24 protein-coding genes and 3 pseudogenes are annotated in these 25682 nt (G+C 71.4%); 18 read left to right on the forward strand and 9 right to left on the reverse strand.

The features are described from left to right. The first annotated feature begins 37 nt into the window (after positions 1-37). The 8 genes from ald to QF035_RS39975 all read left to right on the forward strand — a co-directional run bounded on the left by ald (position 38) and on the right by QF035_RS39975 (position 8378). The gene (ald, locus tag QF035_RS39940) at positions 38-1153 is read left to right on the forward strand and encodes an alanine dehydrogenase (RefSeq protein ID WP_307531783.1); all 1116 of its coding nucleotides are present in this window, start codon (positions 38-40) and stop codon (positions 1151-1153) included. Between the two features lie 422 nt (positions 1154-1575). Continuing rightward, entirely contained in the window at positions 1576-2712 is a 1137-nt protein-coding gene (locus QF035_RS39945) for a ParA family protein (protein ID WP_143635976.1), read from the forward strand. Then, positions 2697-3272 carry a hypothetical protein gene (locus QF035_RS39950; RefSeq protein WP_307526077.1) on the forward strand — a complete coding sequence of 192 codons (576 nt, stop codon included), beginning with the start codon at positions 2697-2699 and terminating at the stop codon, positions 3270-3272. The genes QF035_RS39945 and QF035_RS39950 overlap by 16 nt, the downstream gene beginning before the upstream one ends. Positions 3273-3290: 18 nt before the next feature. Then, complete coding sequence (locus QF035_RS39955) at positions 3291-4433, forward strand: segregation and condensation protein A (protein WP_307526078.1); 1143 nt, start codon at positions 3291-3293, stop codon at positions 4431-4433. Further along, positions 4430-5086 (forward strand): SMC-Scp complex subunit ScpB, encoded by a 657-nt coding sequence (gene scpB, locus QF035_RS39960; RefSeq protein WP_055613787.1) that lies wholly within the window; start codon positions 4430-4432, stop codon positions 5084-5086. Before QF035_RS39955 ends, scpB begins: the two co-directional genes overlap by 4 nt. Next, on the forward strand, positions 5086-6312 hold the full coding sequence (locus QF035_RS39965) for a pseudouridine synthase (protein WP_307526081.1): 1227 nt from the start codon (positions 5086-5088) through the stop codon (positions 6310-6312). The genes scpB and QF035_RS39965 overlap by 1 nt, the downstream gene beginning before the upstream one ends. A 282-nt stretch (positions 6313-6594) precedes the next feature. Further along, positions 6595-7362 (forward strand): NUDIX hydrolase, encoded by a 768-nt coding sequence (locus QF035_RS39970; protein WP_307526083.1) that lies wholly within the window; start codon positions 6595-6597, stop codon positions 7360-7362. Next, positions 7359-8378, forward strand: coding sequence for an ADP-ribosylglycohydrolase family protein (locus tag QF035_RS39975; RefSeq protein ID WP_307526084.1), 1020 nt, complete (start codon positions 7359-7361; stop codon positions 8376-8378). Before QF035_RS39970 ends, QF035_RS39975 begins: the two co-directional genes overlap by 4 nt. A 55-nt stretch (positions 8379-8433) precedes the next feature. On the opposite strand, the gene QF035_RS39980 is transcribed toward QF035_RS39975, so the two are convergent. From QF035_RS39980 to QF035_RS39990, 3 genes are all read right to left on the reverse strand, one after another. After that, positions 8434-8880, reverse strand: a complete 447-nt coding sequence (locus QF035_RS39980) for a Rieske (2Fe-2S) protein (protein ID WP_307526086.1) — start codon at positions 8878-8880, stop codon at positions 8434-8436. Further along, positions 8877-9461 carry a DUF6529 family protein gene (locus QF035_RS39985; RefSeq protein WP_307526088.1) on the reverse strand — a complete coding sequence of 195 codons (585 nt, stop codon included), beginning with the start codon at positions 9459-9461 and terminating at the stop codon, positions 8877-8879. The genes QF035_RS39980 and QF035_RS39985 overlap by 4 nt, the downstream gene beginning before the upstream one ends. A gap of 94 nt (positions 9462-9555) precedes the next feature. After that, the gene (locus QF035_RS39990; protein ID WP_307526090.1) at positions 9556-10224 is read right to left on the reverse strand and encodes a hypothetical protein; all 669 of its coding nucleotides are present in this window, start codon (positions 10222-10224) and stop codon (positions 9556-9558) included. Between the two features lie 37 nt (positions 10225-10261). Here QF035_RS39990 and QF035_RS39995 point away from each other — a divergent pair, with 37 nt between their 5' ends. The 6 genes from QF035_RS39995 to der all read left to right on the forward strand — a co-directional run bounded on the left by QF035_RS39995 (position 10262) and on the right by der (position 15625). After that, positions 10262-10930 (forward strand): YidB family protein, encoded by a 669-nt coding sequence (locus tag QF035_RS39995; RefSeq protein WP_373466805.1) that lies wholly within the window; start codon positions 10262-10264, stop codon positions 10928-10930. A gap of 157 nt (positions 10931-11087) precedes the next feature. Next, positions 11088-11450 (forward strand): chorismate mutase, encoded by a 363-nt coding sequence (aroH, locus tag QF035_RS40000; RefSeq protein WP_055613795.1) that lies wholly within the window; start codon positions 11088-11090, stop codon positions 11448-11450. Next, on the forward strand, positions 11447-12532 hold the full coding sequence (locus QF035_RS40005; protein WP_307526094.1) for a prephenate dehydrogenase: 1086 nt from the start codon (positions 11447-11449) through the stop codon (positions 12530-12532). The genes aroH and QF035_RS40005 overlap by 4 nt, the downstream gene beginning before the upstream one ends. 199 nt (positions 12533-12731) lie before the next feature. Next, a complete protein-coding gene (gene cmk, locus QF035_RS40010; protein ID WP_189840178.1) occupies positions 12732-13427 on the forward strand; it encodes a (d)CMP kinase in 696 nt (231 codons plus the stop codon). Continuing rightward, positions 13385-14077, forward strand: a complete 693-nt coding sequence (locus tag QF035_RS40015) for a lysophospholipid acyltransferase family protein (RefSeq protein ID WP_307526097.1) — start codon at positions 13385-13387, stop codon at positions 14075-14077. The genes cmk and QF035_RS40015 overlap by 43 nt, the downstream gene beginning before the upstream one ends. Before the next feature lie 75 nt (positions 14078-14152). After that, entirely contained in the window at positions 14153-15625 is a 1473-nt protein-coding gene (der, locus tag QF035_RS40020; RefSeq protein WP_307526099.1) for a ribosome biogenesis GTPase Der, read from the forward strand. A gap of 83 nt (positions 15626-15708) precedes the next feature. Here the strand turns inward: der and QF035_RS40025 are convergent, their stop codons facing one another. Together QF035_RS40025 and QF035_RS40030 are read right to left on the reverse strand one after the other, a co-directional pair. Beyond that, positions 15709-16131 carry a hypothetical protein gene (locus QF035_RS40025; protein WP_307526101.1) on the reverse strand — a complete coding sequence of 141 codons (423 nt, stop codon included), beginning with the start codon at positions 16129-16131 and terminating at the stop codon, positions 15709-15711. Positions 16132-16286: 155 nt separating this feature from the next. After that, complete coding sequence (locus tag QF035_RS40030) at positions 16287-17078, reverse strand: hypothetical protein (RefSeq protein ID WP_055613800.1); 792 nt, start codon at positions 17076-17078, stop codon at positions 16287-16289. Between the two features lie 575 nt (positions 17079-17653). Here QF035_RS40030 and QF035_RS40035 point away from each other — a divergent pair. Then, positions 17654-18274, forward strand: coding sequence for a LysM peptidoglycan-binding domain-containing protein (locus QF035_RS40035; protein ID WP_269649362.1), 621 nt, complete (start codon positions 17654-17656; stop codon positions 18272-18274). Positions 18275-18386: 112 nt separating this feature from the next. After that, entirely contained in the window at positions 18387-19139 is a 753-nt protein-coding gene (locus QF035_RS40040; protein WP_373467015.1) for a transglycosylase family protein, read from the forward strand. On the opposite strand, the pseudogene QF035_RS40045 reads toward QF035_RS40040, so the two are convergent. From QF035_RS40045 to QF035_RS40060, 4 genes and pseudogenes are all read right to left on the reverse strand, one after another. Beyond that, positions 19120-19761, reverse strand: a pseudogene (locus tag QF035_RS40045) (ABC transporter ATP-binding protein); the annotation flags it as partial. The gene QF035_RS40040 and the pseudogene QF035_RS40045 sit on opposite strands and share 20 nt — an antisense overlap. Continuing rightward, positions 19758-20681: pseudogene (locus QF035_RS40050) on the reverse strand (ABC transporter ATP-binding protein); the annotation flags it as partial. The pseudogenes QF035_RS40050 and QF035_RS40045, both read right to left, overlap by 4 nt. Before the next feature lie 576 nt (positions 20682-21257). Beyond that, positions 21258-23118 (reverse strand): annotated as a pseudogene (locus tag QF035_RS40055) (ABC transporter permease subunit); the annotation flags it as partial. 34 nt (positions 23119-23152) lie between these two features. Then, positions 23153-23650, reverse strand: coding sequence for a hypothetical protein (locus tag QF035_RS40060; RefSeq protein WP_307526104.1), 498 nt, complete (start codon positions 23648-23650; stop codon positions 23153-23155). A 128-nt stretch (positions 23651-23778) separates the two neighbouring features. Here QF035_RS40060 and QF035_RS40065 point away from each other — a divergent pair, with 128 nt between their 5' ends. Together QF035_RS40065 and QF035_RS40070 are read left to right on the forward strand one after the other, a co-directional pair. Continuing rightward, entirely contained in the window at positions 23779-24318 is a 540-nt protein-coding gene (locus QF035_RS40065; RefSeq protein WP_307531784.1) for a hypothetical protein, read from the forward strand. Then, the gene (locus QF035_RS40070) at positions 24293-25597 is read left to right on the forward strand and encodes an ABC transporter substrate-binding protein (RefSeq protein ID WP_307526106.1); all 1305 of its coding nucleotides are present in this window, start codon (positions 24293-24295) and stop codon (positions 25595-25597) included. Before QF035_RS40065 ends, QF035_RS40070 begins: the two co-directional genes overlap by 26 nt. The last annotated feature ends 85 nt before the right edge of the window (positions 25598-25682 follow it).

Genomic DNA, 25682 nt, shown 5'->3' on the forward strand with positions numbered 1-25682 from the left:
ACCCCAGACCCCTTCTGAGCCAAGGACCGTGATCGACGTGAAGGTCGGCATCCCCCGCGAGGTCAAGAACAACGAGTTCCGGGTGGCCATCACCCCCGCCGGCGTGCACGAGCTGGTGCGCCACGGCCACCAGGTCCTCATCGAGCAGAACGCCGGAGTCGGCTCGTCGATCCCGGACGAGGAGTACGTGGCCGCCGGTGCGCGGATCATCGCCACCGCCGACGAGGTCTGGGCCACCGCCGACCTGCTGCTCAAGGTCAAGGAGCCCATCGCCGAGGAGTACCACCGCCTCCGCAAGGACCAGACGCTCTTCACCTACCTGCACCTGGCCGCGTCCAAGGAGTGCACGGACGCGCTCGTCGAGTCCGGCACCACGGCGATCGCCTACGAGACGGTCGAGCTGCCCAGCCGCGCGCTCCCGCTCCTCGCCCCGATGTCCGAGGTCGCGGGCCGCCTCGCCCCGCAGGTCGGCGCGTACCACCTGATGCGCTCGGTCGGCGGCCGCGGTGTGCTCCCCGGCGGCGTCCCCGGCACGCAGCCCGCGCGGGCCGTCGTCATCGGCGGCGGTGTCTCCGGCTGGAACGCCACGCAGATCGCCGTCGGCATGGGATTCCACGTCACGCTGCTCGACCGCGACATCAACAAGCTCCGCGAGGCCGACAAGGTCTTCGGCACCAAGGTCCGGGCGATCATGTCCAACTCCTTCGAGCTGGAGAAGGCCGTTCTGGAGGCCGACCTCGTCATCGGTGCCGTGCTCATCCCGGGCGCCAAGGCACCGAAACTGGTCACCAACGAGCTCGTGTCGCGAATGAAGCCCGGAAGTGTTCTTGTCGACATCGCCATCGACCAGGGCGGCTGCTTCGAGGACTCGCGTCCGACGACTCACGCGGAGCCGACCTTCCCGGTGCACGGCTCGGTCTTCTACTGCGTCGCCAACATGCCGGGCGCCGTGCCCAACACGTCGACATATGCCCTCACGAACGCCACGCTGCCCTACATCGTGGAATTGGCGGACCGCGGCTGGGTCGAGGCGCTGCGCCGTGACCCCGCGCTCGCGAGGGGTCTCAACACCCATGACGGCAAGGTCGTTTACCGCGAGGTCGCGGAGGCGCACGGGCTGGAGCACGTCGAGCTGGACACCCTGCTCGGCTGACGATACGACCGATCTGTCCCGACCCGTCGGGCGATCTCTCCACCGATAAAAGGCGATACGTCAACACAGGTCGTCAACATGGCGTGTACGGCCGGACCTTGTCCCACAAGGTCCGGCCGGATGTGTGTCGAGTCACTTTGCGAGACTCGTTCAACTCGCCTCGAACGTAACCCTTGAACCGTTTCGCACACCCGTGAAACCTGCCGTGCGACGCCCTTACGCCCTTGACAGAGGGGTGTTCCGTTGCCGACACATCGGGCCGGGTCCGGCGGATTGTGTTGCTGCGGACCGGTGACACGCCATAGAGTCGCCAACCGTCGGCATGGTGCCACGCTGACCTATCTAGAAGTTTCCTGGTCACCAAGGAGGTAAGACGACTTGTGAATGAGTCGACATTTACTCCCGGGGGTGGTCAACCAGGAATGCCTGCGCAGGGCTCAAGGCCCACGGGGCTCGAGGCTGTCGGCTCCGTTGCTGTGCGCACCTTCGCAGCCCACCAGAGTCTCCACCCCTCGCGGACGACTCAGCCCGCACACCAGAGCATGGATGGCCATCACGTGAACGCCATGGCCGGCAACGGAAGTGGCGAGAACCGCACCCACTTCGCCGACTACGACGACCTGCCCGAGGGGCACTTCTACGACCCCGACGCCGAGTACGAGCCCGATCCGGAGTACGCGGCCACGCTCGCGCCCGACGCGGCGCGCCAGCGGCGTGAGCGCATCGGCCCGACCGGGCGCCCGCTGCCGTACTTCCCGATCCCGGGCCCGCTGACCGATCACGGCCCCGCGAAGATCATCGCGATGTGCAACCAGAAGGGCGGCGTCGGCAAGACGACGTCGACCATCAACCTGGGCGCGGCACTCGCGGAGTACGGACGCCGGGTCCTGCTCGTCGACTTCGACCCGCAGGGCGCACTGTCCGTGGGCCTCGGCGTCAACCCGATGGAGCTCGACCTCACGGTCTACAACCTGCTCATGGAGCGGGGCATGGCGGCCGACGAGGTGCTCCTGAAGACAGCGGTCCCGAACATGGACCTGCTGCCCAGCAACATCGACCTGTCGGCCGCCGAGGTCCAGTTGGTGTCCGAGGTCGCGCGCGAGTCCACGCTGCAGCGGGCCCTGAAGCCGCTGATGGCCGACTACGACTACATCGTGATCGACTGTCAGCCCTCGCTCGGTCTTCTCACCGTCAACGCCCTGACAGCGGCGCACAAGGTGATCGTGCCGCTCGAGTGCGAGTTCTTCGCCCTCCGTGGTGTCGCGCTGCTCACCGAGACCATCGAGAAGGTCCAGGAGCGGCTCAACCCCGAGCTGGAGCTCGACGGCATCCTCGCCACGATGTACGACTCGCGGACCGTGCACAGCCGTGAGGTGCTCGCGCGCGTGGTCGAGGCGTTCGACGATCACGTCTACCACACGGTGATCGGCCGGACCGTCCGCTTCCCGGAGACCACGGTCGCCGGTGAGCCGATCACGACGTACGCCTCCAACTCCGTCGGTGCCGCCGCCTATCGCCAGCTCGCCAGGGAGGTGCTCGCCCGGTGTCACGCCGAGTGAGTCTGCCGGGGGCCGACGAACTGTTCCGTACGACCGGGGGAATGGCGCTTCAGGCGTCCAGCCCCAGGCGCCCGGCCAACGGCGAGGCCCGGGTACCGGGTCCGGCGGGCGAGAGCGACGCCGCTGCCGCCGGGGATGACGCCCCGCAATCCGTACCCGTGCGGGGCGGCGACGGCGAGGGCGACGAACATGTCGCCGCCGACGCCGAGTCCTCCGACGGCGAGTCCCGGAGTCGGGGCGCCGCCGGGGACCGTTCCGGGCGGCGGCAGGGGGTGCAGGAAGGTTCTGCCGGGCCCTCCACGGGCGCGCAGCCGCGCAAGCGTGGGCGCGGCTCAGGACGGCGCCCCAGCGGGCGTGAGCGGCACGACGAGAAGATCACGGTGTACGTGTCCGCCGAGGAGCTCATGGACCTCGAGCACGCCCGGCTGGTGCTCCGTGGGGAGCACGGGCTCGCGGTCGACCGTGGGCGGATCGTGCGGGAGGCTGTCGCCGTGGTGCTCGCGGATCTCGAATCCCGTGGGGACGCGAGCATCCTCGTACGACGGTTGCGCGGGCGGTAGCGGTAGCCTGCGACGGCTATGACCTCGAACGACGCCCCTGCCACGGCCTCCGGCGGTTCCGGTGGCCGTCGGCGTGCGCTGGGGCGGGGGCCTGGGGGTACGGCCCCGCCTGAGCCCCCGGGCGAGGTCTTGCCGCCTGCGGCGGAGCCGGAGCCGCCTGCGGCGGAGAGCCCGTCTGGGGGTGAGGACGGTACTTCGGCTGCGGACCGTGGAGCGTTGTGCCCACCCGTTCCGCCCTGCGGAACGCCTGCCCACAACGCTGCAGGCGAGCCGACCAGCGAGCCCGGAGCCGTTCGCCCCGAGGAACAGCCCGAGATCGTCGAGCCCGAAGAGCCCGTCGCCGATGAACCCGATGACGGGGTCTTCAAAGTTCGGCTTGCCAACTTCGAAGGGCCGTTCGATCTGCTGCTTCAGTTGATTTCCAAGCACAAGATGGATGTCACCGAGGTCGCGCTCTCCAAGGTCACCGACGAGTTCATGGCGCACATCAGGGCGATGGGGCCGGACTGGGATCTCGATCAGACGACCGAGTTCCTGGTCGTCGCGGCGACGCTGCTCGATCTGAAGGCCGCCCGGCTGCTGCCGTCCGCCGAGGTCGAGGACGAGGCGGATCTGGCGCTGCTGGAAGCCCGGGACCTGCTCTTCGCGCGGCTGCTGCAGTACCGGGCGTACAAGCAGATCGCCGAGATCTTCAACCGGCGCCTCGACGAGGAGGCGCGCCGCTACCCCCGTACCGTCGGGCTGGAGGCGCACCACGCCGAGCTGCTGCCCGAGGTCGTCATCAGCATCGGGGCGGAAGGATTCGCCAAGCTCGCCGTGAAGGCGATGCAGCCCAAGCCGAAGCCGCAGGTGTACGTCGACCACATCCACGCGCCGCTCGTGAGCGTGCAGGAGCAGGCCGCGATCGTGGTGGCCCGGCTGCGGGAGCTCGGAGAGGCCAGTTTCCGCTCGCTCGTCGAGGACACCGACGACACCCTCACCGTCGTGGCGCGTTTCCTAGCCCTTCTGGAGCTCTATCGGGAGAAGGCGGTCTCCCTGGACCAGGAGGAGGCTCTGGGGGACCTGGTGGTGCGCTGGACGGGCGGGGACGGGGATGCGCAGCCCACGGTGACCGACGAGTTCGACAGGCCGCCCGAACCGGTCAAGGAGGAGAAGGCGTGAGCGAGGACACCACCGAGGCCCCCGCGGGTCCGCCCGGCGTCGCCGATCTCGACCTCAAGCCAGCCCTGGAGGCCGTCCTCATGGTCGTGGACGAACCCGCGACCGTGGAGCATCTCGCCAAGATCCTCGAGCGGCCGAAGCGGCGGATCGCGGCTGCTCTGCGGGAGCTAGCCGACGAGTACACCATCCAGGGTCGCGGCTTCGAGCTGCGGCTCATCGCCGGCGGCTGGCGTTTCTACAGCCGTCCCGAGTACGCGGCGGCCGTCGAACGCTTCGTCCTCGACGGCCAGCAGGCCCGGCTCACCCAGGCCGCGCTGGAGACGCTGGCGGTCGTCGCGTACCGCCAGCCGGTCAGCCGCAGCAGGGTCTCGGCGGTCCGCGGAGTGAACTGCGACGGCGTGATGCGCACCCTCCTGCAGAGGGGTCTGGTCGAGGAGGCGGGCGCGGAACCCGAAACAGGTGCGATCCTGTACAGGACGACGAACTACTTCCTGGAGCGAATGGGCCTGCGCGGCCTGGACGAGCTCCCGGAGCTCGCGCCCTTCCTTCCGGAGGCGGACGCGATCGAAGCAGAGACGCTGGAAGGGGTCCCGTCGTTCGATCCGGATGCGCCGGACGCAGATGCAGACGACACGACGACGACGGAACTTTGATGCGAAGCAGTGGCAGCGGCAGTGGCAGGAACAACGGGCGCGGCAACCCGCGCGGAACCGGCGGGGGCGGTAACCCTCGCGGTTCCGGTGGAGGCGGTGGCCCCCGCGGTTCCGGTGGGGGCGGTGGCCCTCGCGGCTCAGGTGGGGGCGGCGCCCCCCGCGGTTCCGGCGGAGGCGGCAATTCCCGCGGAACCGGTGGGGGCGGCTCCCCGCAGAGGAGCGCGGGAGGGCGCGACGACAGGCCGAAGCGGGCAGGCAACCCCCGTCCGGAGGAGCGCCGCTACGACGTAGGCCCCGGCGCGACCCACGACGGCCCCAAGTCGGGGCGCGGCAGCTCGGCCCGCGGCGGTGCCAAGGGCGGTCCCAAGCAGGGCCAGCAGCGCGGCGGCCGTACGGAGAACGCGCGCTCCCGTGAGTACGAGACACGTACCGAGGAGCGCAACAGGGACCGGTACGCGGGCAGGCCCGAGGTCAAGACGCCCAAGACCTTCCCGGGCGCCGAGCAGGAGGGCGAGCGCCTGCAGAAGGTGCTCGCGCGCGCGGGCTACGGTTCGCGGCGTGCCTGCGAGGAGCTGGTCGAGCAGTCCCGGGTCGAGGTCAACGGCGAGATCGTCGTCGAGCAGGGCATGCGCGTCGACCCGGAGAACGACGAGATCAAGGTCGACGGTCTGACCGTCGCCACGCAGTCGTACCAGTTCTTCTCGCTGAACAAGCCCGCCGGCGTGGTGTCCACCATGGAGGACAACGAGGGCCGTCAGTGCCTCGGTGACTACGTGACGAACCGTGAGACGCGGCTCTTCCACGTCGGGCGGCTCGACACCGAGACCGAGGGCGTCATCCTGCTCACCAACCACGGTGAGCTGGCACACCGCCTCACGCACCCCAAGTACGGCGTGAAGAAGGTCTATCTCGCGCACATCGTGGGCCCGATCCCGCGCGACCTGGGCAAGCAGCTCAAGGACGGCATCCAGCTGGAGGACGGGTACGCGAAGGCGGACCACTTCAGGGTCGTCGAGCAGACCGGCAAGAACTACCTCGTAGAGGTGACCCTCCACGAGGGCCGCAAGCACATCGTGCGGCGCATGCTCGCCGAGGCCGGCTTCCCGGTCGACAAGCTCGTGCGCGTGTCCTTCGGACCGATCACCCTGGGCGACCAGAAGTCGGGCTGGCTGCGGCGGCTGTCGAACACCGAGGTCGGGATGCTGATGCAGGAAGTCGGCCTCTAGACCTCTGGGCTTCTGGGCCCCTGGAGAACCTCCAGAGAAAATCGTCTCATCCGTAGAGACCTGTTTGGTACGGCATAGGCCGGTTCCGGGATTTCCCGGGGCCGGCCGATGTGCGTTCGGGGGTTGTGGCGGCCCGTTCCGCTATTTATAGTCGTGCTGACCATTAAAGGAACGCCCCCGCCGGGCGCGGTCGTTGGAGCAGGGCCCACGGGGGTGGTCCCGGTCCGGAGGCCGTCGCCCGGCGAGGTGCAGGACGGCCGTGCAGGCCATGAGGAGGGGGCAATGGAGGGCTACGACAAATACGCCTTCGAGCCCTTCGCCGTCACCGTGGATCTCGCGGTGTTCACGGTCCGGGCGGGCGTACTGCAAGCGCTGCTGATCGAGCGCGGACAGGAGCCGTTCGCGGGCCACTGGGCGCTGCCCGGAGGGTTCGTGCTGCCCGACGAGTCCGCCGGGACGGCCGCCCGGCGCGAACTCGCCGAGGAGACCGGGCTGGCGGACGTCTCGGGGCTGCATCTGGAGCAGTTGCGCACCTACAGCGAACCGGACCGCGATCCCCGGATGCGGGTCGTCTCCGTGGCGTACACCGCGCTGCTGCCCGATCCGCCCGAACCGCGTGGCGGCGGCGACGCGGCGAGCGCGCGCTGGCTGCCGTACGACGGGCTCGGGCCGCTCGCCTTCGACCACGACCGGATCCTCGCGGACGCACATGAACGGGTCGGCGCCAAGCTCGAATACACCTGCCTGGCCACGGCGTTCTGCCCGCCGGAGTTCACGCTCGGGGAACTCCAGCAGGTCTACGAGACCGTGTGGGGGACCGCGCTCGACCGGCCGAACTTCCGGCGCAAAGTCCTTGCCACGCCCGGGTTCGTCGAGCAGATCCCCGGTGCGGCCCGGCTGACCGGAGGCCGGGGGAAGCCTGCCGCGCTGTATCGCGCGGGCGACGCCACCGCACTGCACCCACCGCTGATGCGACCGGCATCGGCCCCCTCGCCAGCGTCGGCGCCCCAGGCATCACCGTCACCGTCGTCGGAAGGACGATCCTCATGACCACGACCGTCAGGAAGCACGCCGCCACGGGGGCGTTGGTCGGGCTTGCCCTCGGGGACGCGCTCGGTTTCCCGACCGAGTTCAACGATGTGCCCTCGATCCTCGCCAAGTGCGGGCCCTGGCGGGAGATGGAGCTGCCCACCCCCGCGTACGTCACGGACGACACGCAGATGACGCTGGCGCTGGGGCGGGGGCTGCGGACGGCCATGGACCGGGGGCTGCTGGGCCCCCGGGAGCTGGAAGAGCCGGTGCGCAAGGAGTTCATCGCCTGGAACCGGTCGCCGGAGAACAACCGCGCGCCGGGCAACACCTGCCTCAGGGCCTGCGACCTGCTGGAGCGTGAGGGGCTGCCCTGGCAGGACGCCAGCCAGATCCACTCCAAGGGCTGCGGCGCCAACATGCGCGTAGCCCCGCTCGGTCTCATCTCAGGGCTCAGCGACGAACAGCGCGCGGGCGCCGCCCAGTTGCAGGCCGCGCTCACCCACGGGCATCCGACCGCGCTCGCCGCGTCCGACCTCACCGCGCACGCGGTGCGACTGCTCGCGCAAGGTGCGGAGCCGACGGGACTGGTCGGCCTGCTGCGCTCGTACGCGTACGAGAACCGCACGCGCTACAACGAGCGCTGGCTCGGAGACCTGTGGACCCGTTCCCAGGACCCGACGCCGACGCACTTCATCTCGCGTGGCTGGGACGAGTGCCTGGAGGCCCTGGAGCGGCTTCAGAGGGCCCTGCGGTCGCCGTCGCCCGAGACGGACCCCTGTCTGGCCACGGGGGCCGGGTGGATCGCCGAGGAGGCGCTCGCCACCGGCCTGCTGTGCTTCCTGCTCTTCGTGGACGAGCCGGTGACGGCCCTGCGACGGGCCGCCTGCACCTCGGGGGACTCGGACTCGATCGCCTGCCTCGCCGGCGCCTTCGCAGGGGCGTACCTCGGTGCCGATGCATGGCCTACGGAGTGGGCCGACAGGATCGAGTACCAGGGGGACCTGATGGCGTTGGGGGCGCTCTGGGACGACTGACCGGTCGATGGGGCGACTGACCGGCACACCAGCCCTGGGGGTCGCGCGTGGTGGGTCAGGTGACGCTGATCGAGTCGCCCGTGACCGTGATCTGCTTCGCGGGGAGCGGCTTCTGGGCCGGGCCCTTGGCCACCGAGCCGTCGGCGATGCGGAACTCGCTGCCGTGGCAGGTGCAGTTGATCGTGCCGTCCGAGACGTTGGCGACGATGCAGCCCTGGTGCGTGCAGACCGCCGAGAAGGCCTTGAAGCCGCCCTTCTCGGGCTGGGTGACGACGACCTTCTCGTCCTTGAAGATCTTGCCGCCGCCGACCGGGATGTCGGCGGTCCTGGTCAGTTCCTCACCGGCGGGCGCCTCGCCCCCGGTCCCGCTCTCCGCGGGGGCGACGGAGGACGCCTCCTCCTCGCTTCCCCCGCCGTTCTCGTCCCCGTACTTGCTGCAGCCGGCGATCAACGCGGCCGCGCCCGTCGCGAGAACCGCGCGCCGCGTGGAGGGGTGGGTCATGTCGTCACTCCGAACGTGCGGAAGAACCAGAGGGCGGAGGTCAGCCAGACCACCGTCAGGGCCGAGAAGACAAGTCCGCCGACGATGGGCAGCACCCAGCCGGGCAGACGCTCCGAGCGGAGCAGCAGCATCTTGGCACTGAATGCACCGAAGAAGAAGCAACCCAGGACCGAGTGCCACAAAACGCGTGGTTCGTACGTCTGATAGCCCAAAGCGTATAGACAGTGCACAGCGACCGGAACTGCCACAAGAAACGCAATTCGACCCGACCAGCGGTGCAGTACGCCCGACCAGCTCGGGCCCGGGATGCGCCCGTACACCATGAGTGCCGACACGAGCTGCACGACCGCGAAGCCCATCGCGGTCGTGGCGAGCCACGACTTGACCGCGCTCGTGCTGCTGAAGCCCGCCAGGTTGAAGGCGGTGCCCTCCGGGTCGTGCACATTGCCGTAGACGCCGAGGCCGACCGCGACCGCGCCCGCGACCAGGGCCGGTACGAGATAGGTGGCGGCTCCCGGGCGGCGGGAGGCGGGGCCGGGCGACGGAAAGTTCTGGGTGGCGGCGTTCGGGTCCACGGTCATGGTCGGCTCCCTGCGGTCACGGGTCATCGAGCAAGGGGCGGAGCGAAGAGCGGAGTGCGGGGTGCGGGGTGGAGCGGAGGAACGAGCGGGTGGATCACGGGGTCACGGGCTCGGCCGTGAGCTGTTGCCCGTCGACCGTCACGACGCCGGTCTCGGGGTCGATGCGGGGTGCGGGGCTCGGCTTGCCCGCGCGGTTGAGGATGCCGACCTGTTGCCCGCTCGGCAGGACGATCCAGCCGCCGTCGACCTCGGCGCCCCGCACGGTGGCGGTCGCGCGGTACAGCCCGGAGGGCTTGACGGCCTTGTCGGCCGTGAAGCCGTACTTCCGCTGTCCCATGTCGACCGTGCCGCGGATCTGCTTGCCCTTCAGCTCGCCGGTGAGGACGTTGCCGTTCTGGCCGGTGAGCCGCATGCTGCCGTCGGCCTTGACGTCACCCTTCAGCCACGACTCCTGGTCCTTGCCGTCGCAGAAGTACGCGACCGCCTTGTCGTCGCGCAGGGTGACCGCGACCGCGGAGGAGTCGTCGTCCGTGCGGCCCGCGTAGTCGGCGTTGGGCGCGGCGGTCTTCGACGGGCTGGGCGAGGGTGACGGCTTGCCCGACGGGGGCGAGGCCGTGGGTGTCGGGCTCGCCGACACGACATCACCCGAGGACTCGCTCCCGGTCGACGTACTGCGCGTCCCTTCCGTCACATTGAGCGACAGCATGAACAAGGCGAGCAGTAGTCCCGCGAGGAGCGTGAAAAGTGGTCCGGAACGCTTCATCGAGCCTCCCCCGAGGCGTGGCGCGGACAGCCTCACCATGCAAGCGGACCCGCGGCCCCTGCGTCCAGAGGCGCACAGGAGCGACTTCGCGGAAATCAAAGGGCGATCACACCGTAGAGGACAACTTCACTCCAAGTGGTGCCAAGTAGTTATTCGGGTGACATTGGTGCAATCCGGGTCGAGCGGCTCGCGGGACGAGCCCCACGGGACGGATCGGCGACCTCCACGAAAGGGCACGACCATGGCGGGTAACGATCTGGGCAGTCTGCTCGGCGGTGTTCTCGGCGGAGGCGCTCGGAGCGGCGCCGGCGGAGGGGCGGGCGGGGCCGGAGGGGCCGCCATTCTGGGCTCGCTGCTCCAGGCGCTCATGAACGGCAGGGGTGGGAGCGGTGGCACCGGGATCGGCGCCGGGAGCGGTGGCAATCCGCTGGGCGGCCTGATGGACCTGCTCACCCGGTCCGGCCTCGCGGAGCAGAAGGACTCCTGGGTCGGCACCGGCGACAACCAGTCCGTGACCGGCGCGCAGATCCAGCAGGCGCTGCCCGACGAGACGCTCAAGCAGGTCGCCGACGAGGCGGGCGTCACCACCGACCGGGCCGCCACCGAGATCGCGCAGACCCTGCCGCAGGTGGTCGACCGGCTGAGCCCCGACGGACACCTGCCGGACGCCTCGCTCGAAGACCTCGTCAAGCAGCAGCGGTTCTGAGGCTCTCGCAGCAATGGTTCCGAGGCTCTCGACGTGCCCGTGCACCCTTCCGGGACAGCGCGCCGGGCGTCTCGGCAGGCGGGCGCCCGGTACCGGGCCACCGAGGGCTGACTAGGCTGGATGGACCAAGAGCCGTACATCAGCAAGGAGCATCACCGTGGCGGTACGAGCGGTCCGGGGCGCCGTCCAACTGGAGCGGGACGAGGCCGGCCACATGGACGAGCAGGTCAGCGAGCTGCTCACCGCCATACTTGAGCGGAACGAGCTGACCACCGAGGACCTGATCAGCATCTGGTTCACGGCGACGCCCGACCTGCACAGCGACTTTCCGGCCGCCGCGGCACGCAAGCTCGGCATCGTCGACGTACCGCTGATCTGCGCGCAGGAGCTGGACATCGAGGGCGCGATGCCCCGGGTCGTGCGGGTCCTCGCGCACATCGAGTCCGATCTGCCGCGTTCCGAGGTCGCGCACGTCTACCTGGGTGCCGCGGGCGCGCTCCGCAAGGACATCGCCCAGTGAGAACCGCACTTGTCATCGGCACCGGACTGATCGGTACGTCGGCCGCGCTGGCCCTGGCGGGGCGCGGTGTCGTCGTACACCTCGCCGACCACGACCCGGAGCAGGCCCGTACGGCGGCCGCGCTCGGCGCCGGCACGGACGAGGAGCCCACCGGGCCCGTCGACCTCGCGATCATCGCGGCGCCGCCCGCGCACGTGGCCGCGGCGCTCGGCGACGCGATGCGGCGCGGGGTCGCGCGCGGGTACCTCGACGTGGCCAGCGTCAAGGGCGGCCCCCGCCGCGAGCTGGAGTCGCTGGGCCTCGACCTGTCCGCGTACATCGGTACGCATCCCATGTCGGGCCGCGAGAAGTCGGGCCCACTGGCCGCGACCGGGGACCTCTTCGAGGGGCGGCCCTGGGTGCTGACGCCGACCCGGGACACGGACACCGAGGTCCTCAACCTCGCGCTGGAACTCGTCTCGCACTGCCGGGCCGTACCGGTCGTCATGGACGCCGACGCCCACGACCGCGCGGTCGCCCTCGTCTCCCACATGCCCCACCTGGTGTCGAGCATGGTCGCCGCGCGGCTGGAGAACGCCGAGGAGGCGGCCGTACGCCTGTGCGGTCAGGGCATCCGTGACGTGACCCGGATCGCGGCTTCCGACCCGCGGATGTGGATCGACATCCTCTCCGCGAACCCGGGCCCGGTCGCCGACCTCCTCGCGGACGTCTCGGCCGACCTGGAGGAGACCGTGCAGGCCCTGCGCGCCCTCCAGTCCTCCGACGAGGCCAAGCGCAGCGAGGGTTTCACCGGCATCGAGGACGTCCTGCGCCGGGGCAACGCCGGCCAGATCCGCGTCCCCGGCAAGCACGGCGCCGCCCCGACCGTGTACGAGAGCGTCGTCGTCCTCATCGACGACCAGCCGGGCCAGCTGGCCCGTATCTTCGCCGACGCGGGCCGGGCGGGCGTCAACATCGAGGACGTCCGCATCGAGCACGCGACCGGGCAGCAGGCGGGTCTGGTCGAGCTGATGGTGAAGCCCTCGGCGGCACCCGTGCTGACGGCGTCGCTGCGGGAGCGGGGCTGGTCGATCCGGCAGTAGTGCCGAGCCATGCGCGAGGCGACGCGGTGATCCTGGTTCCGGTGGTCGTCCTGGTGATCGTTGCGGCGGTGGTCCCAGGGACTGTGACGGGGGCGCCGCGGGGTCCGTAAAACGGGGTCCGGGAAGCCAGTAACCTTGTTCGGGGCACGATCGCGCCCGAACCAGCCCACCACCCCGTACCAGGAAGGTGCCCGCACCCGTGGAAACCACCGCCGCCCGGACCGCTCCGGCCGTGATTGTCGCCATCGACGGTCCCTCCGGCACGGGCAAGTCGAGCACCTCCAAGGCCGTCGCCGCGAAGCTCGGCCTGAGCTACCTGGACACGGGCGCCCAGTACCGGGCGATCACCTGGTGGATGGTGACCAACGGCATCGACATCACCGACCCCTCCTCGATCGCGGACGCGGCCGGCAAGCCCGAGATCGTGTCCGGTACGGACCCCTCGGCGCCGACGATCACCGTCGACGGCACGGATGTCGCGGGCCCGATCCGCACCCAGGAGGTCACCTCCAAGGTCAGCGCGGTCAGCGCCGTGCCCGAGGTGCGGGCCCGGATCACCGAGCTGCAGCGCTCGATCGCCTCGGCGGCCGAGCAGGGCATCGTCGTCGAGGGCCGGGACATCGGCACGACCGTGCTGCCCGACGCCGACCTGAAGATCTTCCTCACCGCGTCCCCGGAGGCCCGTGCGGCCCGCCGCAGCGGTGAACTCAAGGGCGCCGACGTCAACGCCACCCGCGAGGCCCTGATCAAGCGGGACGCGGCCGACTCCAGCCGCAAGACCTCGCCGCTCGCCAAGGCGGACGACGCGGTCGAGGTGGACACCTCCGACCTCACGCTCCAGCAGGTCATCGAGTGCGTCGTCACCCTCGTCGAGGAGAAGCGGGCCACGAAGTGAGCGTCGCGTCCGTGCCCTCGGTCAAGGGCGCCGAGGTCGGGCGGCGCATCGGCGTCGGCCTGATGTACGGCCTGTGGAAGCCGCGGGTGCTGGGTGCCTGGAAGGTCCCCGCGACCGGCCCGGTGATCTTCGCGGTCAACCACTCCCACAACATCGACGGCCCGATGGTCATCGGCGTGGCGCCCCGGCCCTCGCACTTCCTGGTCAAGAAGGAGGCGTTCGTCGGCCCGCTCGACCCGTTCATGACCCGCATCGGCCAGATCAAGGTCGACCGTGACACCACCGACCGGACGGCCATCACGCGCGCGCTGGGCGTGCTGCAGAACGGCGGGGTCCTCGGGATCTTCCCGGAGGGCACCCGCGGCGAGGGCGACTTCGCCGCACTGCGCGCCGGGCTCTCCTACTTTGCCGTCCGCAGCGGCGCCCCGATCGTCCCGGTCGCCGTGCTGGGAAGCACGGAGCGGCGCGGGCGGTTGATAAAGGCGCTGCCCCCGCTGCGCAGCCGGGTCGACGTCGTCTTCGGGGACCCCTTCGAGGCGGGCAACGGCAGCGGACTGCGTACGCGCAAGGCGCTCGACGAGGCGACCGTGCGGATCCAGAAGCAGCTGACCGCGCACCTGGAAAACGCCAGGCACCTCACGGGGCGTTAAGAGACACTCCAGTAGTGGATCGTCCGATACGGGCGGTCCACCGATCACCACGATGAACTACGAGGTACGGACTTCATGAACGACCACATCCAGCCCGACGGCTCGGCCGAGCACGAGCACGGGGCGCTTGGCGATGCCGAGTACGCGGAGTTCATGGAGCTCGCCGCGGAAGAGGGCTTCGACGTCGAGGACATCGAGGGCGCGATCGAGGCGGCCGGCCACGGCCCGCTCCCGGTCCTCGCCGTCGTCGGCCGTCCGAACGTCGGCAAGTCGACCCTGGTGAACCGGATCATCGGCCGCCGCGAGGCCGTCGTCGAGGACAAGCCCGGTGTCACCCGCGACCGCGTCACCTACGAGGCCGAGTGGGCGGGCCGCCGTTTCAAGCTCGTCGACACCGGCGGCTGGGAGCAGGACGTCCTCGGCATCGACGCCTCCGTGGCCGCCCAGGCCGAGTACGCGATCGACGCGGCCGACGCGGTCGTCTTCGTCGTCGACGCCAAGGTCGGCGCCACCGACACCGACGAGGCGGTCGTACGCCTTCTCCGCAAGGCCGGCAAGCCCGTCGTCCTGTGCGCCAACAAGGTCGACGGCCTGAGCGGCGAGGCCGACGCCTCGTACCTGTGGGCCCTGGGCCTCGGCGAGCCGCACCCCGTCTCCGCACTGCACGGCCGCGGCACCGGCGACATGCTGGACGCCGTCCTGGAGGCGCTGCCCGAGGCACCCGCGCAGACCTTCGGCACCGCGATCGGCGGTCCGCGCCGCATCGCCCTCATCGGCCGCCCGAACGTCGGCAAGTCGTCGCTGCTCAACAAGGTGGCCAACGAGGACCGTGTGGTCGTCAACGAGGTCGCGGGCACCACCCGTGACCCGGTCGACGAGCTCATCGAACTCGGCGGTGTCACCTGGAAGTTCGTCGACACGGCAGGTATCCGCAAGCGCGTCCACCTCCAGCAGGGCGCCGACTACTACGCGTCGCTGCGTACGGCCGCGGCGGTGGAGAAGGCCGAAGTCGCCGTCATCCTGATCGACGCCTCCGAGACCATCTCGATCCAGGACCAGCGCATCGTCACGATGGCCGTCGAGGCCGGGCGCGCCATCGTCCTCGCCTTCAACAAGTGGGACACCCTCGACGAGGAGCGCCGCTACTACCTGGAGCGCGAGATCGAGACCGAGCTCGCCCAGGTCTCCTGGGCGCCCCGGGTCAACGTCTCGGCGCGTACGGGCCGGCACATGGAGAAGCTCGTCCCGGCGATCGAGACCGCGATCGAGGGCTGGGAGGCGCGCGTTCCCACGGGCCGGCTGAACGCCTTCCTGGGGGAGCTCGTCGCCGCCCACCCGCACCCGGTCCGGGGCGGCAAGCAGCCGCGCATCCTCTTCGGCACCCAGGCGGGCACGAAGCCGCCGCGGTTCGTGCTGTTCTCCTCGGGCTTCATCGAGCACGGCTACCGCCGCTTCGTGGAGCGCCGGCTGCGCGAGGAGTTCTCCTTCGAGGGAACGCCGATCCACATCTCGGTGCGGGTGCGCGAGAAGCGCGGCAGGAAGAAGTAGCCGCACGGGACGTGTACGCACATGGGTGAGGGCCCCGCAGAACTGCGGGGCCCTCACCCATGTGCCTCAGTCTTCCCTGTGCCTCAGCGCTCCCGGCGCGGCCCCGGCGGGAGCGCCGCCGGGATCAGACCGGTGGCGTGCTGCCGCGCCACCGGCTGCCAGACGGACGTGACGGTCTGGCTCTGGTGCGTGGACACCTGCCCCGTCTGGTGCTGCCCGACGTGCCGCATGCCGTACGCGGTCGGCGTGTACGCACCCGAGTTGTACGAGCTCGTGCTGAGCAGCCCCGTCCCGTGCAGCCCGGATCCCCGCAGGCCCGAGCCATGCAGACCTGAGCCGTACAGGCCTCCGCCGTGCGGCCCGGTCCCGAAAGCCGTGAAGCCGAGCTCCTCCTCACCACTGCGGTCGCCCGGCAGGGTCCGGAAGGCCTTGCGGAACTCCGCGAAGAGCGCGTCGTAGATCGGCGTGGCCGAAGGGGTGCCCGCGGTGTCCTGTACCGGCCGCATGGCCGGGATGGGGGACGTGTACGGCAGGCGGCGGGGGGAGTCGTAGGTGTGCACGTCTGTGCCAACGACCCCGCCGCCCTTCGGATGCGGCCGCCGGTCCGTATTGGCCGGTCACCGGGAGTGTTTGCGGCGCATTCGTGGACCGGGGCCCGCGCTCAGGTGCCGGCCAGGGGCATCGCGCTCGCCACCAGCTGGCCGCCCGCGGCGGCCTTGTCGAGCGCCTGGCGCAGCAGGTCCTCGCGGGGCTGGCGGCCGATCGAGCCGACCGGGGCCGCGAACAGCAGCACCTGCTGGTGCTTGTTGGCGGCCGCCCGCCAGCTGTCGGTGACCTGGAGCGGCTGGTGGGCCTGCCACCAGGCGACGGGGGAGCCGCCGCCGGTGCCCGGCTGCAGGACCGCGTGCAGCTGGCCCATGGCGAGCAGCACGGACCAGCCGTGCAGTACGGGCGGCACTTCCGTGATCTGGCTCAGCGGCATGAAGCCCTGCTCGATGAGGAGCGGCAGGAAGTCGTCGCCCGCTCCTCCCGTCGTCCCGGGCCGGGCGATGCGTCCGGTCGGCTCGACGACGAGCGCGGGGTGCAGCTCGCCGCCGAGCAGGACGAGCCCGCTGGTGACTCCGAGGACGGCCTGCTCGGGCAGGGCCTCGGCGGGGCGCTCGTCCCCGGTGATGGAGTCGCCGGTGATGGAACGGACGGCGCCCTGCAGTTGCTCCTCGGTCACCTGGACGACCTGCGAGGGCAGGCAGGTGGCGTGGGCGAAGGCGAGTACGGCGGTCTCGTCGCCGATGAACAGGACGGTGCTGGTGCGCTCCTGTTCGGAGTCGCCCTGGGTGCGGCAGGACGTGCAGTCGTAACTGCCCGGGGCGTTCTCTCCGGCGAGCAGCCGGTCGGCTTCTTCGTCGCCGATCTCGGCGCGTACGTCGTCGCTGACGTCGAGCATGCGCGGCACGGGTGGCTCCTCGGGATGCGGTGCGTGGTGCGGCCGGGTGGCCCCCGGCCCATGAACCGGATGGGTTCCCGGCTCATGAAGAAGACAACGGGCGATCTGTGGCCGGAGTCACGCCCGGGAGCGAACGGAATCGAACCATCCTGCGCACAGGGTGAACCCGGCTGCGGAATCTGTTACTCCACGCCAACTTCTCGGGGTTCCAAGGAAGTTGGTCCGGTGAGGTGAGTCACAGATCGTCAGGTCCGTTGGTCGACAAATCCGGAAATCAGCGAATGAAGCGGGTGTCTCAAATTCGACGATACTCCCGGTAACAGCGAACTGGCCTGGAATGACAAGGGGTTGGTTGTTACCGGGCCTCCCGGCTCTCTACATTGCTCCGCCGTGTGCAACGAGCACCGCTCGGGTACGTCCGCCGACCGCATCACAAGCCAGTCAAATGCGCCACCAGCAGCACCAGCGCCATCGGTAACACCAGCACCATCTCCGGCGGACGGGGCGAAACGGAAGGGCCGCGTCGACACGCGGGACCTTCCGTGCCGCCTTGGGGGAGCCCGGGTCCTTGGAGAGGGAACTACATGTCCGAATGTGCCGATACCACTCGTAAGACTCGTACCACGGCGGTCCTCGCCGGGGCGGCACTGCTCGCCCCGCTCGGACTGCTCGCCGCCACCGGCAACGCCGCGGCGGCGGACAGCGGAGTGTGGGACCGCATCGCCCAGTGCGAGAGCGGCGGCAACTGGCACATCAACACCGGGAACGGCTACTACGGAGGACTCCAGTTCTCCGCCGGCACCTGGCGCGCGTACGGCGGCTCGGCCTACGCGTCCACCGCCGACAAGGCCTCCAAGGCGCAGCAGATCGCTGTCGCCACCAAGGTGCAGCGCGGGCAGGGATGGGGCGCCTGGCCCACCTGTTCGTCACGCGCGGGCGCGTCCGGCGGTGCGCCCGCGGCGTCCGCGCCCACCACCCCCACCACCAAGGCCGCTCCGTCGAAGCCGGCGAAGGCGCCGGACCGTTCGACGGGCCACACCGGCCGAGGCTCGTCCCGCGGCGACTACACCGTCCGCAGCGGCGACACGCTGAGCGCCATCGCGGCCCGGCACGGAACCACCTGGCAGCGGATCTACGCCGCCAACAAGGCCGCCATCGGTGGGGACCCCGACGTGATCGTCCCCGGCCAGCGGCTGGAGCTGTGAGCCCGGGGCCCCACCCGGTCCTCCGACCGGGTGGGGCCCCGTCGGACGCCTGCGCGGCTCGCCGACGGGCCGTCACCACCCTGCCTAGCGTGGCCCGATGTCGATCAAGCGCATGCGGTACGCGGCTGTCGTCGCCGTCGTCCTGGCCGTACTCGCCCCCGCGGTGGCGGTCGCGGCACCACCGCCCGCGGGACCACCGCCCACGGCACCGGGTCCGCCGGTGCCGGGCCGGGTGCCGTACGACTGCGCCAAGGACCAGTGGCCGTGGGGCTGTCTCGCCCAGTGCGAGAGCAGTGGCCGCTGGGACGCGAACACCGGGAACAGGTTCTACGGAGGACTGCAGTTCTGGCAGCCCACCTGGAAGGCGTTCGGCGGACTGGCCTACGCGCCGCGCGCCGACCTCGCCACGCGTGACGAGCAGATCCGGGTCGCGGAGGAGGTGCTGCGCGTCCAGGGATGGGAGGCGTGGCCCGTCTGTGCCAAGAGGTACAAGCTCAAGGGCCGGGCGCATGTGGTGAGGTCCGGCGAGTCGCTCGTGTCGATCGCCCGCCGGTACCGCGTCAAGGGCGGCTGGAAGGCGCTCTACAAGCTCAACCGGAAGATGGTCGGAGAGCATCCGGAGCGGCTGAACGTCGGCACCATGCTGAAGCTGCCGAAGGGGGCGGGACCGGGACGGCTGGTCACTCCGGTGCTTCCTCCGGCGACTTCTCCGGCGGTTCCTGCGGAGGACGCGGCCACCGGCTCCCCGAGTCTCCCGGATGTGTCGGACCCGGCGGACTCGCGGGCCCGCGCCGCCTCGACGCCTCCGCCGGTCCTGATGGGCCCCCCGCTGCCGGGACCGCCGTCTCCGTCGCCTCGCCGCTGAACACGACCGCGCCGCGCCGGAGTTCGTACACGATCGCCGTTCTGCCGTGCAGGCCTGGGGGCAGGCGCTGTTCGGCCACGATCACGCAGGCGCCGAGGCCGCTCAGCAGCTCGTAGGTGCGGGCGGCGACCGTCGGGGACATGCCCTGTGCGGGTTCGTCGACGAGGACCACGCGCGCGCGTGCCAGGAGGGCGCGGGAGAGGGCGAGCATGCGCTGCTCGCCGCCGGAGAGGGTTCCCGCCCTTCTGGCGAGCAGCGGGCCCAGTTGGGGATACGCGTCCAGGGCGGGCGCGAAGTCCTGGCCGGGGGCGGCGAGTCCGAGGTTCTCGCGGACGGTGAGCGAGCCGAAGACGGCCCGGCGGTCCGGGACGAGGCACAGACCGCGGCAGGCCCGTTCGTACGCGGGCATCCCCGAGACGTCGGTGCCGTCCCAGACCACGGCCCCGCGGGACAGGGGCACGGTTCCGGCGAGGGCGCGCAGCGCGGTCGTACGGCCCGAGCCGTTGCGGCCGAGCAGGACGGTGACGCCGGGGGCGGGCGCGTGGAGTGTCACCCCGTGCAGCGCCTCCAGCGGGCCGTACCGCACGCGCGCGTGGCGCAGGGAGATCCCGGGCGCGCTCATCCGTCGACCGCCCCTCCGAGCCCCTGGCTTCGTTGGCCGCCTTGGTGCCCCTGGTGTGCTTCGAGCCGGTCGAGGCCTTCCAGTACGTGGTCGGCCGGACCGGAGGCGACGACGCGGCCCGCCGTCATGACGTGCACGGTGTCGGCCAGGTCGGCCACGAGGTCCAGGTCGTGCTCGACGACGAGCAGGGCCGTACCGTCCGCGGCCAGCGCCCCCAGCACGCGGGCGAGCGCCGCCACCTCGCCCGTGTCCAGTCCCGCCGCGGGCTCGTCGAGGAGCAGGACGCGGGGGCTTCCCGCCAGGGCCCGCGCGAGTTCGACCCGCCGCAGGGTTCCGGTCGGCAGGCCCGCCGCCGGGAGCGCCCGTACGGCTCCGTCGAGCCCGAGCAGCCGCAGCACCCGTTCCACGGCGTCCGCGTCCACGACTCGGCCCTGCTCGGCACCCACACGTACGTTCTCGGCGACCGTCAGGGTCGGGAAGACGGCGAGTTGCTGAAAGGTGCGGGCGATACCGAGCCGGGTCCGGGCGTGGGCGGGCAGCCGGGTGATGTCCCGCTCCCCGAGCCCGATCCGCCCGGCATCCGGCCGCACGGTCCCGGCGAGACAGTGGAACAGGGTGCTTTTCCCTGCCCCGTTGGGCCCGACGACGGCGGTGATCCTGCCCGGGACCAGATCGAGGTCCACGCCGTCCAGAGCGGTGAACCCGTCGTAGGCGACGCGAAGGGCACGGGCCCGGAGCACGGGGTGGACCGGCGTGGTGCGGGCCGTGCGGGGGCGGGCGGGCGAGGCACGCCCGGCGGCGCGGGCTCCGGGTCCGGCGGACGACGTTGGCTGTGCCGCACCGGGTCCGCCACCGGCGCGAGTTGCACCGGGCGCCGGTCCGGGGCCGGGTGAGGCGGGTTCGCCGGGGTTCTCGGCTGGACCCGTGCCGGGTTGCGGTGCCGAGTTGGGTTGCCGGGCGTGGTCCGGCGTCCGAGGAGTGTTGGGGTTCGTCATGGTTGGTTCGAGGGCCGGTTGGTTCGCCGGGGCCGGGTGAGGTGGGTTCGCCGGGGTTCTCGGCTGGACCCGTGCCGGGTTGCGGTGCCGCGTCGGGTCGCTGGGCGTGGTCCGACGTCCGAGGGGCGTCGGGTTCGTCACCGTTGGTGCGCGGGCCGGAGGGTGCGCCGGGTTCCGGCGTGCTCGGACGGTTTCGGGTCTCGGCGGGACCCGAAACAGTCGTCTCGGGGACGGGGGCGGTTCGAGTCGGGTCGTCGGCCCGGTCCTCACCGGGCGTCGGAGGGGTGCCGGAAGTCTCGGTTCCGGGGCCGAGGGTATGAGCCGTCGTGTCGGGGGTCCAGGAAGGGTCGGGCCCACCGGCCGTCGGAGTCGGCCGTGGGACCGGGCGTGGCACCAGCGGGCGGCCGCCGGTGGGCCTTGTCCCGGTGGCCGTGTCGGTGTACGGGCCGGTCACCGCGGTCGCGCCCGCCGCGGCCACCACGCGGGGGCGTGTGCCGGGCCCTGCAAGTGTCGCCCGCAGTCTCCGTCTCACCCCGGCGCCCAGCGGAGTCAGCGCTGCCTCACGCCGCAGCCGCAGACGTTCGGCCGCCAGGCGCATGGCCTCGTACGGGCCGCCCGGGAAGCGGCCCACGAGGACGGCCAGGAGGCCGATCAGGGCCGCCGCGACGCCGCCGCGTGTGCCCGCGTCCAGGCCGACCAGGAGGGCCGCCGCGAGCAGCGCGCCGAGGACGCTGTCGGCGCCGAGGACGACGATCGCGGCGAACCACAGCAGGCCGCGGACCGGGTCGTACGCGGCGGGGTCGAAGGCGCGCAGGCCCATGCCCAGCATGCCGCCGCCGAGCGCGGCCAGCGCGGCGCCCGCGACGAAGGCCGTCAGTTTGAGCGCCGGCACGCGGACGCCCGCCGCAGAGGCGCCCGCCTCGTGGTCGCGCATCGCTGCCAGGGCCCGGCCCGTGCGGCCCCGGCGCAGCGCGTGGGCGGCCAGCAACGCGCCCGCGAGGAGGACGAGTTCGAGTGCGTAGTAGGCGCGGTCGCCGTCGAAGCCCGCCGGGCGGCCCAGGGTCAGGCCCGAGGTCGCGTAAGGCTGGGCGAAGACGAAGCGGCTGACGCCGACGCCCACCGCGAAGGTGGCCAGGGCGAGGGCCAGGCCGTGGCGGCCGATGGCGGGCCAGCCGGTCAGCAGGCCCAGGGGCGCCACCAGCAGGACGGCGACCGCGAGCGCGGCCAGTTCGGGGAGTTCCGGCAGGCCCGGGAAGCGGCCCGCCGCCAGCAGCGCGGTGAAGAGGGCGCCCAGACCCGCGTACGCCGCCTGGCCCAGGGAGATCTGGCCACCGCGGCCCGTCACCACGACCAGGGACAGGAGGACGACCCCCAGGGCCGGGACCTGGACGGACGTGTGCAGGTCCGAGCCCGCGAAGCCCAGGGGGAGCAGGAACAGGACCACGGCCACGATCCACGCGCCGGGCGGGGTCGCCACCCGGGCGCTCGCCGTGCGCGGAAGCGCGTCGCGCGTGCCGATGCCCGGCAGGACCAGCGCGGCGATCAGCAGAGCGACGACGAAGAGGTTCGCGCCCACCGCCTGGAGCAGCGGCTCGCGCCAGCCCGTCGGGTGCAGCCGTGTCAGCTGGCTCTGGGCGACCCCGATGCCGAGGGCCACGACCACCGCCACCGGCAGGCTCCGCATCCGGGCGGCCACCGCGACTGCCACCACCTCCATCACAAGGAGCGGCATGCCGTACGGGTCCAGCCGTACGTACGGGGCCAGCAGCACGCCCGTCAGGCCCGCCGTGAAGGAGCCGAAGGCCCAGCCGGCCGCGGCCACCCGGTCCGCGTCGATGCCTCCCAGGACGGCCAGCGAACGGTCGTCGACGACGGCCCGCAGCTCACGGCCGAAGCGCGTCCAGCGGATCACCGCGCCGACGCCGACGGCCAGTACGAGGGTCACGGCCAGCTGTCCCCAGGGGTCCGCCGAGACGAGCGTCGGCGCGTCCGAGCGCGCGCCGGGGCCCCAGATCAGGGCCGCGCCGCCGACGAGCAGCACGAACACGCCGATGGACGCGACGAGGGTCTGTGCCGGGTCGCTGCCGAGGACGGACAGGGGCCGGAAGACGAACCGTTCCAGCGCCATGCCGATGCCCGGGGCCACCACGAGCAGCGTGAGCGCGGCGGCGAGCGGCAGCGGCCAGTCCCACTCGACCGTGAGCTGCCACAGCAGATAGGCGCACACCATGGCGATGGCGCCGTGCGCGAAGTTGAGGACGCCGGTCGCCCGGTGGGTCACGACCAGCCCGATCCCGGTGAGCGCGGCGGCGCTGCCGACGGAGAGCCCGGCGAGCGTGAGGTCGTACGTCAAAGACGCCATCAGTCCCCAGCCCCCAGTACACCGACCACAGTCATCAGCCGTCCGCCCCGGACGACCTGGCGTCCGAGGCGGCGGGCTCGCAGATCGGACAGGGGTCCAGTTCCCCGCCCGCGAGGACCCGCGAGTCGACCGGCAGGGCCTCCGCCTTCCCGGAGACCAGCGGGCAGTCCGCGCGGTGCCACAGCGTGCCGCCGGGCACCATCAGCAGGTCTCCGCTGACGGCCACGGGCGCGGCGGCCGCCTGCCCGGACTCGTCGGCGTCGGCGGGATCGGCGGCCACCAGGAGCCCGTACAGCTCCTCGACGCGGGCCGCCGCGAGGGCGTTCCTGCCGTGGGTGAGGAGCACCGCGCCCGCGATGATCAGCGCGGCTCCCGGCACCGTGCAGGACGCGAGGTAGGGCAGCTGGCGCTCGGCGAACCGCTCACCGGAGATCCCGTACCAGCCGAGGACGCACAGCACCGCTCCCGCGGCGAGCGCGGCCCACCCGGCCCAGAGGACGGGGTGCACGGTCCGCAGTCGAGCTGTCCGCATGGAGGCTCCCATGTCATGTGTCTGACAGTCTTCCAAGTCCGCCGATGGACTTGCACTATGCCCTGTGGAAGCTGACCCTGAAAGCACCGGGCGCCCATGGCCCGGACCGACACCCGGTGGTGAGCCAGATGGTTCTCGGGAGTGACCTCAGGCGGGGGACAGGCCGGGGGCTGGCGGTGGCGGTACTCGTCCTCGCCTCGGCTCTGACGGCCTGCGGCGACGACAGCGGCGGCGAGGACACGACTCCGCCCTCGCCCTCCGTGAAGCTGCCCAGCGCGACCGAGCCGAGTCCGAGCGCGAGCGCTCCGGACGATCCGGCGGCGGCCGAGAAGGAGATCAAGGAGAACTGGAGGAAGTTCTTCGACCCCGACGTCCCCCTGAAGGACAAACAGGCCGTCCTGGAGAACGGCGACAACATGGCGCAGGTCCTGGAGAGCTTCAGCGGCGACGAGCGCGGCGGGCAGGTGGAGGCGACCGTCGACCAGGTCGAGTTCACCGCGCCGACCGCGGCGAACGTGACGTACACGCTCACCCTGAAGGGCGCCACGGTCATGCCGAACGCCGCGGGGACCGCCGTCGAGCAGGACGACACGTGGAAGGTGTCCGTCAAGACGCTGTGCGGTCTGGTCGGGCTGAGCGGCAATGCGTCGCCGGGTCCGGGTTGCTGAATGCGCTGTCGCGGGCCTGCTGCTCCTGGTGGGCACGGCCTGCGGCAGCCGTCTCCCGGAGAGCGCCTTCGCCGACCGGTCCGACCGGCCGGGCCGTACACCCACGCAGAACACGGCGGAGCCCCTGCGCGTGGGCATCATCACGAGCGCCACCAGCCCGGTCGGCGGCAACACCTTCACCGGGCCGCGCGACGGCGCGAAGGCCTACTTCGACCGGCTGAACGCGCGCGGCGGCATCGACGGCCGCCGGGTCGACGTCCGCACGTGCGACGACGGCGGCAGCGGTGTCGGCAACAACGAATGCGTGCACAAGCTCGTCGACGAGGACAAGGTGGTCGCCCTCGTCGCCACCAGCGCGCTCGACTACGCGGGCGCCTCCCGCGTCTCACGCGCGCGCGTGCCCGACATCGGCGGACAGCCCATCGGCGCGGCGTACGACACCTATCCGCACCTCTACGGGATCTACGGCAGCCTCGCCCCCCGGAACGGAAAGCCAGGCTGGGACGGCAAGCTGTACGGCGGCACCGAGATCTACCGTTACTTCAAACGCGAGCAGGGCGCCCGGACGGCGGCCGTCGTCTCGTACAACCAGTCCGCGTCCGCCGCCTACGCCCGGCTCGTCACCCAGGGCCTGAAGGCCGAGGGCTACAAGGTGGTCACCGAGCAGGTCGACTTCGCACTGCCCAACTTCCGTGCCGCGGCGGCCGATCTGAAGGAACAGGGCGCCGACGTGGTCTTCGACGCCATCGACACCTACGGCAACGCGCAGCTGTGCAAGGCGATGGACGACGTCGGCGCCGACGTCCTCGCCAAGGTCACCAACGTGCAGAACTGGACGTCCACCGTCCGCGAGGACTACAAGGACGCGCCGCGCTGCCGCAACGCCCTGTGGGCGACGGGCGCGAGCCGCAACTACGACGACTCGGCCACGGACCACGAGGCCGTACGGGAGTTCCGGGACGGCACGAAGAACCTGAAGAGCCACTCCCAGTGGCAACTGGAGGGCTGGGCCGCCGCGATGTGGTTCACGGACGCGGCCAGGTCCTGCGCGAGAACGGGCGTCACGCGCGCGTGCGTCGACCGGTTCATGGACACGGGGAAGCCGTACACGGCCGACGGTCTGCTGCTGCCCGTCCGGTACGAGCGCCTGCCCGGACCCCCGAAGACCCGCAGGACCTGTCTCTCGGTGGCGCGCTGGGAGGACGCCCGCGGATGGGTGAGCCAGGGCGACATGAACGACGAATGCTTCGACGTGCCGCAGTTGCCCTATGAGCCCTGATGCGTCCCGGCGCCAAAAGGTTCCCCTATCCGGTTACCGATGGCGCAACTGTTCGGGAACAGGATGGTAAGCAAGCCCAACCATC

Source organism: Streptomyces umbrinus (assembly GCF_030817415.1).
Lineage (GTDB): Bacteria > Actinomycetota > Actinomycetes > Streptomycetales > Streptomycetaceae > Streptomyces > Streptomyces umbrinus_A.